Consider the following 15,813-nt stretch of genomic DNA (forward strand, 5'->3'; position numbering starts at 1 on the left):
CTATCTCACAAATGATGGAATTGAATCAGAGCTTCCCTGGTAATCGCTATACTACCCAGAACAATTTTTCTTCTCGCGCTTATACACGCACTATCATTACTTAAATAGATTCGCGACCAGATAGCGGCCCGTGTCGCTTTTTTCATCGCTATGCAACCAAACAGCGATAGCTCTACCGGTTGAACTGACCGCTAGGCGTGGTTCAGTTATGGAGCCGCGTACCGTCTCGAGTGAACTAGCGTTCCATTGATTAGTACCCGCTTGCCTGACGCTTGCCCAATTGTCCTGCAAAGAACCATCTTGAGCCTCTTGCCTCCATACTGCAAACGCTCTACCGCTGGAATCCAAACCGACTTCGGCACCTTGTTTAGTAACCCCTACAGTATTATTTGCTTCGATGATTGTTGGTGTCTCCCATTGGCCATTTTGAAAATAATTGGTAAAAGCGCTGACCAATCCTGAAGAGTCTAATTGACTCCATGAAGCTACCGCATCACCTCTTGCGTCCATGGCAACCCGAACAAAGGATTTGGTTTCCGCCACACGGCCCTGATCGAGGATTCTTACCGCAGGATCCCATCCATTAATGGGATTATAGTGCCAAGCAGCTACTTGAAGTGGATCAGCCAAATTGATCCGAGCAGGAGCAACCACAATTGCACTGCCGTTGTCGCTGATAGCTATTTCCGGTTGAACACCAGGACCTAATTCCCTAGGAGAGGAGTCCCAGGTATTGCTATCTAAACGGTAATGACTGACCCTGATGTTGGGAGTATTGATGCTCGACCATACCGCAATAGCGTCACCATTGTTATTAACTGCCACCTTTGGATTAAAGCTGGCATCAACTTGATCAGGAATATCCAGATCGATAGATTTTGCGCTTCCCCACCCCTGGCCAATGACATACCGATTGGCATGGATAAAAGACTGAACACCGATACGCTGTGACCAGATTACAATTGCGTTACCCATATTGTCCATAGCAACATCGGATTGTGGAAATCCTCCGCCGTCTGAAGAGTTTTTATTTTCTAGCATGACAGCAGTTTCCCAACCAGAATTTACCTGAAATCGCGCAGCCCAAGCATCGATTCCGGATTCTAACTGCTGCATCCATACAACCGTAGCATTGCCATTGGCATCCATGGCTACTTTAGGTTCATAAGCATTCTGAGTGCCACTGTCAAGTAAAGTTGGTCCGCTCCAAGTATCGGCAGTTGCATTGTAATGTACAGCCCAAACACTGTTGATACTGAAGTCAGAGTCGGTTTCAAGCCAAACCGCTACAGCATCGCCATTAGCACTGATGGCAACTTCCAGGTTATCAAAAAATTGTGCTGTTTGCTGAAATATCGGTTCAGCACCTCGCCACTTCTCTTTGGGGATCTGATTGACTAAATTGGATAAGGAATCGATTAATGCGGGAGTGCTTCCCCATGAATCTCCTATGACATAAGCAGCCTTGTCATTTTTGTTGACGCCTGTGTAAATGCCAGCTTCTGGATAGTATCGAAATAGCCAGGGCTCGATACTCGCTTGCGTAGTAGGATGACTAGAAAAGATTTGCGGGTTTGACATTTCCAGCCAATTAAGTACTCTCTCTGTATCGCTGACTACGTCAGCAAACGCGGAATTGAAATTGCAGGTTAGGAAAGCACCACATATCCAAGCACCTGAAGTTTTATTAATTTTTATCATTTGATGCTCCCAAGGAATTCAAAAATAGAAATTATCACACTTAAATCCATAAGCATCAAATACCTCCTTTTCCTATATGTCAACACAATTATTTAGTTTTGTTAGCAGAATAAGAATAGTTGGATTAGATGATCGTTTTAAGCAACGACCTAGTATGCTTCAAATCTCTGATGCTGCATATCGATAACCACCGATTGCACCCAAGATGAGACCTAATGGGGTTGCAATGAAAATGCCAACCAAAGGTCCTTGACTGGTATCTTTAATAATAGCCATGGATCCTAGAAATACCAACGTGAAAGAAATTCCACCGATGATTAATGCGCCGCTGACAATCGCAATACCTTTTCCTGTGCGCTGCCCAGAAGTAAGTTGCCAGCCAAACCAGCCGGATAACAGCGCGAGCGCAAGTGAAACTGTAACATTCAGCCAAATAGGTAAATTGCTGGTAATCGTAAGTATCGTGCTAATAAAGAACAGTACGAGTAAAAATGAAAAGAATGAGGCAAGTATTTTAATAAATGAAAGCATTGCAATATTTTTTATAAGATGGGATTTTAACAATGCAGCATTGTAATATATCCTTGTTATATTTGAACCTAGAAACCTTACGTCTCACTGCATAGTGAGCTCACTTAATTTGATAGAAAGAAAACCAACTAAGATTTCTGGATTGAAACCAGCATAATGAAAAGTATAGATTTATCAAGACGAAGCATATTGAAGCATGGTCTGCTGGCAGTGGGTACATTTATGGGTAATATCTTGTTACCCACACCAATGCAAGCTGCGCTACTGCGGCTAGCCTCCACAGAAGAATTATTACCTCCCGATGAAAATGGCGTACGTTTACCGGCAGGTTTTCATTCACGTATTGTTGCCAGATCTGGGCAAATACTTTTTAAGTATCAGTGGCATGACGCTCCAGATGGTGGGGCAATTTTTGCCACTGAGGATGCGGGATGGATTTATGTTTCGAATAGCGAGTTGGATCATAATACAGGTGGCGTTGGTGCGTTACGCTTTGATCGATCGGGAAAACTCATTGATGCCTACTCGATTTTAAATAATACCAACCGTAATTGCGCAGGCGGATATACCCCGTGGCAAACATGGCTTTCTTGTGAAGAAGTTACAAAAGGACGGGTATGGGAGTGCGATCCTTTTGGCAAAAAAGAAGGTCAGGTCAGGGTTGCTTTGGGTTTGTTCCGACATGAAGCCGTCGCTGTGGATACGATCAACAAGCAGATTTATTTAACCGAAGACGAAACCGACGGATGCTTATATCGTTATACCGCGAGATCTTTTAATACTACGCAAAACCATCCGAATCTAAATGATGGGTTTTTGGAAGTAGCAGAAGTGCTTGAAGGTTCTGCAGGCAAGGTTCGTTGGCATGTATTGCCGGATTCTATGGCGCAATCTACCTTGACGCGTTATCAGGTCGACAACGCAACACACTTTAATGGCGGAGAAGGAATTTGGTATCATCGCGGTGCGATTTATTTCACCACTAAAGGTGATGATTGCGTTTGGATGTATGACATACCGCAACAAGCGCTCAGTATTGTCTATAGTCGTTCACAGTATGAATCACAGGTACTGACCGGAGTCGATAACATTATAGCCAATCAAGCTGGGGAATTACTGGTTGCCGAGGATGGTAGCGATATGCAAATTGTAGTGTTAGTCGCTAATAAAGCGTTTCCCTTGCTGCAATTGGTAGGGCATGAACGTTCGGAGATAGCCGGCCTTGCGTTCAGTCCGGACGGTAGTCGCTTGTATTTTAGTTCACAACGGGGGAGTAGTGGATATAACGATGGTGGTATTACCTACGAAGTTACCGGACCATTCTGATTCGATCTTTGTATATAAATGGTTTTCACTTGCACTTGATAAACTTATAAATCATCTTATCTTTCTTTATCACAAGCATGCGGGTTGTATGCAAAATCAATAAAAGGGGCAGTGAATTTGGAATTTAAAGATTATTACAAAATACTCGGTATTGCACGAGAAGCTACTGTGGACGAAATCAAAAAAGCATTTCGCGGGTTGGCACGTAAGTATCATCCTGATGTATCCAAAGAAATCAATGCCGAAGAAAAAATGAAAGAGGTTAACGAGGCTTATACGGTATTATCGGATCCCGAAAAGCGAGCAGCCTATGATAATTTAGGACAAGGTAGGGATTTTCGGTCGGATAGTGGTTTTCAACCACCTCCAGGTTGGGATGCTGGTTTTGAGTTTAGTCACACACATAGCGATGATTCACAGGCTGCCGATTTTAGCGATTTTTTTGCAGAGTTGTTTGGTAAACAAATGCGAGGAAGGCAACCATACGGCGAGCATAAAATGCAAGGTAACGACCATCATGCCAAAATCATGCTAGATCTGGAAGATGCCTATCACGGTACGACACGTAGTTTGACTTTACGCGCACCGAAATTGGATAACCAAGGTCACGTTACCTTTGACGAGCATACTTTGAATGTACGAATTCCCAAAGGTGTTCATGCTGGGCAAGTTATCCGTTTGGCAGGGCAGGGCGGCCCCGGTACGGCGGGTGAAAAGGCCGGTGATCTTTTTTTGCAAGTTGAATTCAACCCTCATTCGCGATATCGAATCGAAAATAAAGATGTTTATGCTTCTTTGCCTGTTGCCCCTTGGGAAGCAGCACTGGGCGCAACCATTAAAATCCCTGTTCCGGATGGATTTGTTGAGGTTCGTGTACCAGAAAATTCACAGTCAGGGAGAAAATTACGTTTGAAGGGAAAAGGTATTCCTGCTGCGACATCGGGAGATTTATATTTGCTATTGGAAATCATATTACCACCCGTTTCGAACAATAAAGAGCGCGAATTTTATCAAACTATGGCACGAGAATTCGCTTTTAATCCACGCCAGAATTTGGGAGTTTAAAGTCATGTCTGACGAAATTGATGCAACATTGTTGGAAAATGCCATGCTTGATTTAGACAGATTGGCACGATGCTGTCACGTTAGTCGCGAATGGATTATTGAACATGTTCAATGTGGCGTATTACTCAATGATGATTATATGAAAGCGGATCCTACAACTTGGATATTCGATAGCCGGAGTTTAATTCGAGTCAAGCGAATCATACGTGTTGAAAGAGATTTTGAATGCCATCCTGAATTGGCTGGGTTGGTTGCCGATTTGATCGAAGAAGTTGAGGTGTTGCGTACGAAAATTAATATCACAGAAATCGGGAATCGCTAACGTGATTTTGCGCTTACAAAAGAGCTTTGAGTAATATGGAAAACATCACACAAATTTTCTTACGACCTCTCTATAATATCGTGCGTTCAATTGCATGGTAATCAGTTGAATACAACCTTTTGTGAGTTCCGGTGAAGTTCTGCCATTTTAATGACATCTGGTTTTGTACGTTACATCATTGTTGTAAAACATGAATAAGGATTGGAGAAGCTCGATGGGCCAGGATGGAACCTTTGCACGCCTCATTAGGATTACATTAATTGTTTTTGTGGCGACGCTGTTGTTACATAGTTTTCTGTATCACTATTTTCCAGATGTATTGCAACATAATTTATTAAATGGTAACAACCATTCAGTTAATGCCGAGCCACGTATTGTGCAAGCACGGGGTACTTTAGCGGAAGATGAAAAAAGTACCATCGAATTATTTGAGAATTCACGGGATTCAGTTGTTTTTATTACGACGCGTCAGCGTGTCATGGATGCTTGGACAAGGAATATTTTTTCTGTACCCAGTGGCACCGGCTCAGGATTTATTTGGGATAACGAAGGGCATGTGATTACCAATTTTCATGTGATCAAAGGTGCGAGTGAGGCAACTGTGCGGGTTACCGATGGCAGTGATTATAAAGCCTCATTAGTCGGTGCAAGCCCTACGCATGATATTGCAGTGCTGCGAATCAATACGCGCTTTCAACAGCACACACCAGTTCCTATCGGCTCAAGTAATGATCTTAAAGTGGGACAAAAAGTATTTGCCATCGGTAATCCATTTGGATTGGACTGGACGCTGACTACGGGCATTGTTTCAGCCCTGGATCGTTCGCTACCCAGCGGTGACGGACGGAGTATCGATAATCTAATACAAACCGATGCTGCTATTAACCCCGGTAATTCCGGTGGTCCGTTACTTGATTCTGCCGGCCGTCTCATCGGCATCAATACAGCAATTTATAGCCCAAGCGGTGCTAGTGCAGGAATTGGTTTTGCCGTACCGGTCGATACGGTCAATCATGTCGTACCGCAAATTATAAGCCGGGGTAAATATATTCGCCCCGCCATGGGCATTACCGTCGACAGTAAACTTAACAGACGCTTAGCCGAGCACCTGAAAATTAATGGGGTCATTATTTTAAGTATCAGCCCCGGATCGGCTGCCGAAGAAGCTGGACTGAAAGGCGCCACGGTTACCGCCGAAGGTAATATTGTGGCAAACGATGTCATTGTGGCAATTGATGGTAAGTCGATTGATTCAGTCGACAAGTTGTTCTCCCGCATTGATAACTATAAAGTCGGAGACACTATCAAGTTAACCGTACGTCGCTATGGTGATCGAAGTGAAGAAATCGAGGTGCCAATTACATTGCAACCGAGTGAATAGCCTACAATGCCAGAAACAAAAGGCAATATGCCGACAAACGAATGTTCTCTATATGATTTGTTGAATAGAAAGTCATTTTAAAACAATTTAATTAAGCGATTCATGCTTCAAAGGAAATCTTATGCGTAAGAAATTAATTGTGCTTTTTGATGGCACTTGGAAAAACACTAATTCGAAATCTCCTAATTCTCTTGATGGCGGTAGTCAACCCGTTACCAATGTCGTTCGATTCTTGGAGGCACTCAAATCAACGGATAGCCATAGGAATGTACAACTGGTGCATTACGTACCGGGTATCGGCACACGTAAATTTGAACGAATACTTGGTGGTGTTTTCGGTTATGGCATTAGTAGCGCTATCAAAGAGGCTTATTCATTTATCGCGACGAATTACGAACCCGGTGATGAAATCTATTTGTTAGGATTTAGTCGTGGCGCTTACAGTGCGAGAAGCTTGGCAGGTATGATTCACAATGTTGGGATATTGCAAAGACGCTTTCTTTATCTGCTTGATGATGCTTATGATCATTATAAATCTCGTGATCAAGCCTGGCATCCTGATGCTGAAAATTCGATCAATTTCCGCAAACAATTTACATGGGGAGATAATTACAAGCAAATTCGCTTCATTGGTGTGTGGGATACCGTTGCTGCATTAGGTTCGCCATATGGATTGCTCTTTTCAAAGCTAATTGATTATTTGTTTAATCGACATTTTCACGATACCAAGCTGAGTTCTAGCGTTCTGAATGCTTGCCAAGCGGTTGCAATAGACGAGAAGCGTTGGCCTTATCGACCCGTATTGTGGGACCATCAATATGAAAAAAACAGTTCACGTATCGAGGAGCTTTGGTTTCCAGGAGACCATGCTTGTGTCGGCGGGAGTGATAAAAGTACGGGATTGTCTGATATCACGCTTGAATGGATGATGCGTAAGGCTAGGGAATATGGTTTAAGAATAGATACGCAGCTTATTTCTGATCCGATTTTTTCCCCAGACTTTCTCGAACCTATACCTGAAAGAGGATTCTCGAAGTGGATTTACCGAATTGCCACGCTTTGTATTGTCAAGTTCCCAAGTATCTATTATGTGAACGATGAGGATAGGCCTTTGATTAGGCATATTGGCTGGAATGGTGATTATTTACGGCCGATTCGGGATATGAAAGCAGTTAGCCCAGAAGCGAAGATTCGAATGGAAATGAACAAAAGCTATCGCTTATACAATTACGTTGGTAAAGCAGACGCATTCGATAAATCATAGAAACCGCTCAAGTGTGATTCTTGCAGAAGGAGGAATCACGCTGTAACAACAGCGACAGTATGTTGGATAATAGGCGGTTCACTTTTACAACTGTGCCGTGTCAGGTCTGATCGGAGTTAAACACATACAGCACAATTTATGCGAGGGTATCCCGAATTTTGTGTAAACGGTGTTTGTATTAATGGACAGGCATACGCTCCTCGAACATAATGGCAAACCTGTTGAGAGCGGCTTTCCAGTTTAGCAGAGGCATGGTCCATTTGTGGCTGATGTTCATCAGTGCCAGATAAAACAATTTCAGCAATGCTTCATCGCTGGGGAATGCCCCCCTGTTTTTGGTAACCTTGCGCAATGACATGTTTATCGACTCAATGGCATTGGTGGTGTAGATGATCCTTCTGATTTCTGGCGGGTAGTCGAAGAACGGAATGATGCGCATCCAGTTGCGCTGCCAGGATTGCACGATGGATGGATAGTCTGTTCCCCATTTTGCCTCGAACTCAGCCAACCGGGTTTCGCCTTCCACAACCGTGGCAGCAGTGTAAATCAGGCGCAGATCGGCAGCGACTATCTTGCGTAGTTTCCAGCTGACGTAGTTCAGACTGTAGCGCATCATATGGACGATACAAAGCTGAACGGCTGTCTTGGGGTAAACTGCTTCGATGGCTTCAGGAAAGCCTTTTAGTCCATCAACGCAGGCAATAAAGATGTCCTGTACACCGCGATTCTTGAGTTCGGTCACTACCTGTAACCAGAACTTGGCACCCTCGGTCTGAGCGATCCAGATGCCGAGCAATTCCTTTTCGCCAGCCAGGTTGATGCCCAGAGCCAGATAAACCGCCTTCACCCGAACCGTGCCGGTATCCCTGGTTTTAACGTGAATGCAGTCCAGATAGATAATGGGGTACAGCGCATCCAGCGGTCGAGATTGCCATACCTTAACATCGTCAATGACCGCATAGGTGACTGACGAGTCAGCGTAGGAGAAACCTCGACTCCGTATATTTCTTCCAGATGTTCCTGAATCTCCCGCACCGTCATGCCGCGGGCATACAGTGACAAAATCTTGTCGTCGAAGCCCGTCCAGCGGGTTTGATGCTTGGGAATGATTTGTGGCTCAAAACTGCCGTGGCGGTCGCGGGGAATTTCTATCGGCAATTCGCCAAATTCACCCTTCAGCGTCTTCTTGCTCTTGCCGTTCCGGGTGTTGCCGGCAGGGTTGGCAACCAGCTCATTGTGGCCATGACCAAGGTGCTCTGCCATCTCGGCTTCCAATGCTCGCTCGACCAGTTTCTTGGTAAGTTGCTTGAGCAGGCCATCTTCACCTATCAAATCTTCAGGTTTCTTATAATCGGCCAGAAGCCTGTCAATCAATTCGTTTCTTACAGTCATTTCTTCTCCTCGAAAAGTAATAGCAGTTTCCTGCAAAATGACCGTTTACACAAAAATTCTTACACTCTCATTTATGCAGCGATACTATGCCAATCTGCTCGCCAAAACTGACAGCCCTCTTTCTGACAAAGCACGCTTTAATTTCTGCTGAAAGCTAGTATCCCTTGTGCTATCAGCTTTTTATCGATAGCTTCCGCCGAGACTGGACGAGAAAAATAATAACCTTGTCCGATATCGCAGCCAAATTTTATGAGCTTATGCATTTGTTCACCGACTTCTATCCCTTTTCCTACTACCGATAGATTCATATTTTTACCTAAATTTATAATCGTGCGAACGATAGACTCTGCCTTGATATCGCTTACTAAATTATTTACAAAGGATTGATCGATTTTAAGCGTATTGATTGGGAAGTGTTGCAAATGTTGCAGCGATGAATATCCTTTGCCGAAATCATCAATTGCTACTTTAATGCCTGCTTCATTGATCTGATTAAGAATACTGATGGCTTTGTCAAGATCATCGATCAAAGTGCCTTCAGTAATTTCAATTTCGAGTAAGTGCGGTGGAAAATTCAGTTCTTTGAGAATACCAAGTATGTCATCGACTAGATTTGGCGCGCGGAATTGCCGTGCAGATAAATTAACTGCAACGCTTACTTGCATTTTATGAGATTGATTCCAGTTTAAAACTTGTTGACAAGCTTCTTTTATGAGCCATGCACCGATTGGAATAATCAGTTTGGTTTCTTCGGCGTACGGAATAAATTTATCAGCATCCATTAAAGTTCCATCATCTGTGCGCCAACGTACCAGGGCTTCTACACCGATAAACTTCTGGTCGGAAAAACGAATTTTGGGTTGATAAGCTACCTCAAAGCTCATATCTTTCATAGAATGATGGAGTGCATTAATCATTTTTAGGCGATATTCTGCCCGAGCTGTCATTTCCCACTGGAAGAATTGCACTTGGTTCTTGCCCAAGTTTTTTGCATGATACATTGCTAAGTCAGCATGTTTGGATAGCTTTTCTAGTGTATCCCCATCATCCGGATATATGGCAATACCGATACTTGCACCTACCCGTATTTCGTTGGGTGGAATCATAATGGCTTCATTGATTGATGCGATCATCCTGCTGGTAAATGAACCGATTTGCTCTGGTGAATTAATATTCGTCAGTAATATTGTAAATTCATCGCCACCAGAGCGCGCAGCAAGATCAGGTTTTCGTATGCAGTGCTGAATGCGTTTGGCTACTTCTATCAATACCTTGTCACCTGCGCCATGACCGAGTCCATCGTTTACATCTTTGAACCCATCTAGATCTAAATAAACCATTGCAAACGATTTTTTAGCGCGGTGATGATGATTTAATTCCTGCTCAAAGCGTGCTTCAAAACCGGTTCGGCTCAGTAATTCGGTTAATGTGTCAAAATTCGCTTGCTTCCAAATCATCGCCTCGTTTTTTTTCAGTTCTGATATGTCTGAAAATACACAAACATACTGATCGATAACACCATTATTATCCAGCACAACACTGATCGTTAACCAAGTAGGGAATTCTTGACCATTACTTCGAACTTGCTGTACTTCACCTTGCCATTGTCCTTTATGTTTAAGCAATATTCCCATTTCATCGAACACATTATGTTGTTCAATAAATTGCTCAGAACAGAACAGTTTTATATCTTTATCTTTGACCTTTTCCAATAGGTAGCCGGTCACCTTTTCTGCAGATGGATTCATTGAGCAAATACGGAAATTTGCATCGCATACAATGACTGCTTGATCCATTGTGTTAAATACTTGGGCAGCTAATTCGGCATCTCTTTCGCGTTCCAGCGCTTCACTCAAATCCTCAATGAAAGAGAAGCTTAGGCCACTTCCATCAGGGAATAATCGACTCGTGACACTCACGGGCCAAGTAGTTCCATCGGCTTTTACGTGTTGTGCGCGCATTTGTGCATGTCCTTTTTGCGCAAGCAGAGAAAAGTAGGTCGTGATTTCATCCGATGAATGGCTGGCATCCAAGTTGCCGATATTCTTTCCAATTAATCTAGATGCCTGATACCCACTGGTTCTAGCATAGATATCATTAACAGCTACAATCGTTCCATTCGGTTTTGTTTCTAGATATCCATGAGAATACACACCAATCGTCATTGAAGCTTTTGTTTCAGCAAGCTGCCGCGTTTGTTCCATCTGTGCAATATCTGATTGAACTGTGCGGGCCATTTTGTTGAATTCACGAATTAACTGACCAATTTCATCGTTACTTTTTGTTTGAACAGTGACGTGGTAATTTCCGGTAGAAATCTGCGAGGTGCCTTTGACCAGCTTCTGGATTGGTTTAAGGATTTGTCGATTCAGCAGAACTAAAGCCGCTGCCAATCCGAGGATGATAGCAGCCAGTTGAGCCCAGGTTTGATACATTAACTGCTTTTGCTGGTCTTCTAAAAGTGAGGTTTCTCGTTCGGTACGGGCTCTTACCAGTTTCAAGAACCCGTCAATAGGCGCCATAATATCTGCTTTTGCACGGTGGTACTCTAAACCATGTACCAACCCTCTTGCTTCTTCTAGCAATAGATGTCTATTTATGTCCTCAGTAGGTAAGGACATCGCGCGCATTACCAGGCCCATTGCATCGGATTCCAACTTGACCAATGCATCTGAACGTAATTGTGCTGTTGTGAGTAAAGCAAATTCTTCTTGCTCAAACCCTATTTGTGCCATTCGCTTCATCAGAGGGATTTTTTGTAATCCTCCGTCTTCTGGTTCGCGTTCGTTTGGAATAATGAAATCCCAATATACGCCATCGAAATCAACAGGCCGAGGATTCATTCCATCACGAATAGCCAATATTTTATAAAAATAATCCCGGTATGCGTCATTACCAGTCACCACATAGGTACGAACCATGCGAGTAAGGTCATCAGAGCTTTGACGCAATTCATTGGCTAAATGAATAGACTCAATATTATTTTCTCGGGTGAAGATCAAATGTTCATTGAGCGATGATAGTTTCACAACATTCAAAACTAGAAAACCAGAGATAATCGCCGGTATAGCTAGGGCAATAGCTGCGGTTGTCACTATCTTCACTTAAATCTCCTGATATCGCATTCGGTTAGCCATCGCACTCTCACGGTAAAGTTAATTTCACAGCTATTAACTTCCTTAGGATATCAGCTTTATGGTTCTGAGTCATTTTCCACCTCTAATAAGGATATGATTTACTCATCAGAAAGGTGATGACTTCTACTTCGGTCAGCTTAATCTCATCGATATGGTAATTTTGTAATTTGTGTTGATTCAAACTGATAATCAGTAGCTTTTGCACAAAAGACTTTTATCAGTATGATTGTGGGAATTTTGCAGGAATTTATGTATCGCTGTTGACGGTCTTTTTCGCATATTCATCATTACGATCAATCGATATAGAAGATAATTGATTTTTTCTTAAATTTGGTTCGCAAGTGTTGAGTCGTTGAATTTCTGCAGTACTACGAGCGATTTGATTTACTTTAAAAATAGAAATTGCACCAATGAGGTCTTTGGCTTGTTGTTCCAAAGATTTCGCAGATGCCGCAGCTTTTTCGACAAGTGCAGCATTTTGTTCTGTAACTTCATCCATTTGCGTAACAGCTTGGTTGATTTGTTCAATACCCAAGCTTTGTTCGACTGAGGCTGTTGTAATTTCTGACATAATTACAGTGACCTGTTGAACTGCAGAAACAATGTCTTTCATCGTTTTTCCTGCCTCGCTTACCAGACTGTTCCCACTTTCAACTTTTTCCACAGAATCATTGATAAGGTTTCTGATTTCTTTGGCTGCAGTTGCACTTCGTTGAGCAAGATTTCTAACTTCTGTAGCAACAACAGCAAATCCTCGACCTTGTTCACCAGCACGGGCTGCTTCTACAGCAGCATTTAAAGCTAAAATATTAGTTTGAAAAGCAATTTCATTAATGGTGTTGATGATACTTACAATCTTGTTTGAGCTATCGCTAATCGAAGACATGGTATCCACCACTCTATTCATCATCTCTCCACCCTTAAGCGCAATATCACTGGCATTCGTTGAAAGTTGATTGGCTTGCTGGGCATTATCGGCGTTTTGTTTTACAGTAGAAGTAAGTTCTTCCATGCTGGATGCTGTTTCTTCGAGCGAGGAAGCTTGTTCTTCCGTGCGTTGTGATAAATCTAAATTACTTTGCGCTATTTCATGAGATGTTTGTCGTACTAGTTCGGCACTGTTACGAATATCTGAAACAGTTGTTCGGAGATTAATTCTCGTTTGCCCGAGTGAATTAATCAAAGCACCGAACTCATCAGAAAATTCGTTAGCAATGGTGGTTTGCAGATCGCCGGCTGCGAGTGTATTTGCTATTTTGATAGCTTTGTTTAAAGGTTTTAGCGTATTTTTTTTGAGGAGAATTCCGGCCCCGCACATTAGTAGGACACCACTTACAGCGGCGATTGGAATAAAACTGCTCAACCATGATGGAGTTGTCGTCGTTTGCGCTAAACCCCACCACCCGGCACCCGCAGCGCCTAATAATATTAGCGTTGGTATAGACAAATAGAATGCGATCCGTTTCCCTAACGTTATCTTGAAAAATGAAATAATTTTTCCGATCAAATCGGTGCGAACAACGGCGCCATTTTTTATGGTGAGATTTTTGGCCTCCCTATTAATAAATTGGTGATATATTGGCGCTACTGTGTCGATCATCTCGCGTGATGGTTTTGTGCGAACAGACAAATATCCAATAATCGTTCCGTTTTTTACTAGTGGCGTAGCATTACCAAGAACCCAGTAAAAATCTCCATTCTTACGGCGATTCTTAACCAAACCGGTCCATGGTCTGCCTGCTTTAAGTGTTTTCCATAAATCTTCAAATGCTTCTGGCGGCATATCAGGATGACGCACTATGTTATGCGCTTTACCGATTAATTCGTCCTCAGAAAATCCACTAACCTCTATAAACGTCTGGTTTACAAATGTAATCCTTCCCTTTGTATCGGTGGTTGATAAAATGAGTGTGTCATCCCCGATGGGATATTCTGTATTCGAAACGGGAAAATTGACTCGCATATGGCTATTTCCTCACGAAAGTACAAAATTATGCAGTCAATACGAGTTTCTTAATGTTAAAAAAAAGAATGCTAATGACCTCTGTTTTGTTAAATCACAACCAAGTTTATGGTCATGTTAAATTGACTGGGAGCTCATTAATAACCGTAATGCCCAAAAACGGCATATAAGAATATCAAGCGATGTTTTTACGAAAGCCAAGGGATTCTGAGGATTGATTACAATCGCATCAGCATAATTTGCCTAATTTCCTCGTCGGTTAGCACAATAGGATTGGTTTTCATGCTACTACCGCGACAGTTCGCAATTACACTATCGAGTTGATCGTGTTGTAATCCATAATGTGATAGGCGTGGCAATGCCAATTCTTGTGTCCAATTGGTTAGTGTATTCAGTAAAGCTTCATAAGCAGCTTGATGCGTAGCGAAATGCTGTTGACACAGTATTTCAGCAGCGTGTGCATACTTCATTAAGGCTGGATTATCCGGTTCTCGAGCTTGCATGCTGGTAATATTGATTTTGCTGGCAGCAGCAACTAAAGTACCGCAAACCACGCCATGCGGGATCGGAAAAAATGCCCCCAAAGGTGATGCAAGTCCATGTACTGACCCTAATCCAACTTGTGCCAGTGTGATCCCTGACAATAACGCGGCATAAGCCATTTTTTCTCGATTCCGGTGCTGCTGCTCCAAATCTTGATAGTACAGTGGAATCATTGCGCTACAAACAGCTTGTAATCCGCTGATTGCTAAAGTGTCGGTAAAATGATTCGATTTGATGGAAACATAGGATTCCAATAATTGCGTTAATGCATCCATGCCATTCGCAGCGATGATGTCAGGTGGGCAATTTAATAATAAATCCGGATCAATGATGGCATATTCGGCAACCAATTTATCGTGGCGAAATGATTTTTTAAAGCCGTTCTTTCCCTGTACGCTGAGAACAGCGTTCTTAGTAGCCTCGCTGCCTGTACCTGCAGTAGTGGGTGCTGCAATAAAAGGAATAGCCGGTCCTTCGTAAGGCAGCTCTGGACCAACACCTTCTAGATAATCCATCACGGAGCGCTGTACCCGCAACAATCCAGCAACAGCTTTGGCAGCATCTAATGCACTACCGCCTCCAATACCGACAACCGCATCAAAAGTATAATTTGAAAATGCCTGGACGGTAGCATCAACCCAATCCGGCGAAGGTTCTTGAGCTATGGTGCAATGCTGCCAATGGATTTTATATTGCTTTAATTGTTCGATTAAAACAACCCAGTTATCGGTTTCTACGAATGAACGCGCACCGGTTATCAGTAAAACTCGGGAACCGTAAGATTGAATAATACCCGGAAGCTTTTTTATGACGCCTGAACCAAATTCAATGCGAGGCAATCGAGCAATAGAAAAATTAAGCATATCAAGTATTGACAACTGGATAGAGGCCTTGGTATACAACGCCATGGCGTGGCTCCGTCATCCAATCTGCGACTGTATCGCGCCAAACCGAATAATGCTTGGTTTCTTTATGTGCCGCTGCATCTTGTTTTGTTTTATAGGCTTCGTAAAAAACAAACTTCATTGGATCTTCAGCGGACTGAAGAATGTCAAAGTGCAAATTGCCTGGTTCGAGAATTGAATTTTCGTGATTTAATTGAGAAGCTGCTTTGAAAGCTTCAATTTTGTCGGATTTGACAGAGACGTAAACGATTGTAACGTGCATTTTTACTCCTTGAACGGTTTA

General features: G+C 42.8%; 11 protein-coding genes and 1 pseudogene. 5 read left to right on the top strand and 7 right to left on the bottom strand.

Going from position 1 to position 15,813, the window contains the following annotated elements:
- Window positions 1–96: 96 nt before the first annotated feature.
- Window positions 97–1,701, bottom strand: a complete 1,605-nt coding sequence (locus W03_RS06135; RefSeq protein ID WP_244072136.1) for a hypothetical protein — start codon at window positions 1,699–1,701, stop codon at window positions 97–99.
- 159 nt (window positions 1,702–1,860) lie between these two features.
- Window positions 1,861–2,232: a multidrug ABC transporter permease gene (locus tag W03_RS06140; RefSeq protein ID WP_244072137.1), complete on the bottom strand. Its 372-nt coding sequence runs from the start codon at window positions 2,230–2,232 to the stop codon at window positions 1,861–1,863.
- Window positions 2,233–2,388: 156 nt separating this feature from the next.
- Here W03_RS06140 and W03_RS06145 point away from each other — a divergent pair, with 156 nt between their 5' ends.
- The 5 genes from W03_RS06145 to W03_RS06165 all read left to right on the top strand — a co-directional run bounded on the left by W03_RS06145 (window position 2,389) and on the right by W03_RS06165 (window position 7,590).
- On the top strand, window positions 2,389–3,558 hold the full coding sequence (locus W03_RS06145) for an alkaline phosphatase PhoX (RefSeq protein ID WP_244072138.1): 1,170 nt from the start codon (window positions 2,389–2,391) through the stop codon (window positions 3,556–3,558).
- A gap of 117 nt (window positions 3,559–3,675) precedes the next feature.
- Window positions 3,676–4,623: a DnaJ C-terminal domain-containing protein gene (locus W03_RS06150; RefSeq protein ID WP_244072139.1), complete on the top strand. Its 948-nt coding sequence runs from the start codon at window positions 3,676–3,678 to the stop codon at window positions 4,621–4,623.
- 4 nt (window positions 4,624–4,627) lie between these two features.
- A complete protein-coding gene (locus W03_RS06155) occupies window positions 4,628–4,945 on the top strand; it encodes a chaperone modulator CbpM (protein WP_244072140.1) in 318 nt (105 codons plus the stop codon).
- Window positions 4,946–5,135: 190 nt separating this feature from the next.
- Window positions 5,136–6,326 (top strand): S1C family serine protease, encoded by a 1,191-nt coding sequence (locus tag W03_RS06160; RefSeq protein ID WP_244072141.1) that lies wholly within the window; start codon window positions 5,136–5,138, stop codon window positions 6,324–6,326.
- 121 nt (window positions 6,327–6,447) lie between these two features.
- Entirely contained in the window at window positions 6,448–7,590 is a 1,143-nt protein-coding gene (locus W03_RS06165; RefSeq protein WP_244072142.1) for a DUF2235 domain-containing protein, read from the top strand.
- Between the two features lie 178 nt (window positions 7,591–7,768).
- On the opposite strand, the pseudogene W03_RS06170 reads toward W03_RS06165, so the two are convergent.
- The 5 genes and pseudogenes from W03_RS06170 to W03_RS06195 all read right to left on the bottom strand — a co-directional run bounded on the left by W03_RS06170 (window position 7,769) and on the right by W03_RS06195 (window position 15,792).
- Window positions 7,769–8,982 (bottom strand): annotated as a pseudogene (locus W03_RS06170) (IS256 family transposase).
- 137 nt (window positions 8,983–9,119) lie between these two features.
- A complete protein-coding gene (locus W03_RS06175; protein WP_244072143.1) occupies window positions 9,120–12,086 on the bottom strand; it encodes an EAL domain-containing protein in 2,967 nt (988 codons plus the stop codon).
- Between the two features lie 280 nt (window positions 12,087–12,366).
- A complete protein-coding gene (locus W03_RS13370; protein ID WP_279600014.1) occupies window positions 12,367–14,082 on the bottom strand; it encodes a PAS domain-containing methyl-accepting chemotaxis protein in 1,716 nt (571 codons plus the stop codon).
- 218 nt (window positions 14,083–14,300) lie between these two features.
- Window positions 14,301–15,488, bottom strand: a complete 1,188-nt coding sequence (locus W03_RS06190) for an iron-containing alcohol dehydrogenase (protein WP_244073706.1) — start codon at window positions 15,486–15,488, stop codon at window positions 14,301–14,303.
- Between the two features lies 1 nt (window position 15,489).
- Window positions 15,490–15,792: an antibiotic biosynthesis monooxygenase gene (locus W03_RS06195; protein ID WP_244072144.1), complete on the bottom strand. Its 303-nt coding sequence runs from the start codon at window positions 15,790–15,792 to the stop codon at window positions 15,490–15,492.
- Window positions 15,793–15,813 lie beyond the last annotated feature (21 nt).

Origin of the sequence: Nitrosomonas sp. PY1 (genome assembly GCF_022836435.1) — a bacterium.
Classification (GTDB): Bacteria; Pseudomonadota; Gammaproteobacteria; order Burkholderiales; family Nitrosomonadaceae; genus Nitrosomonas.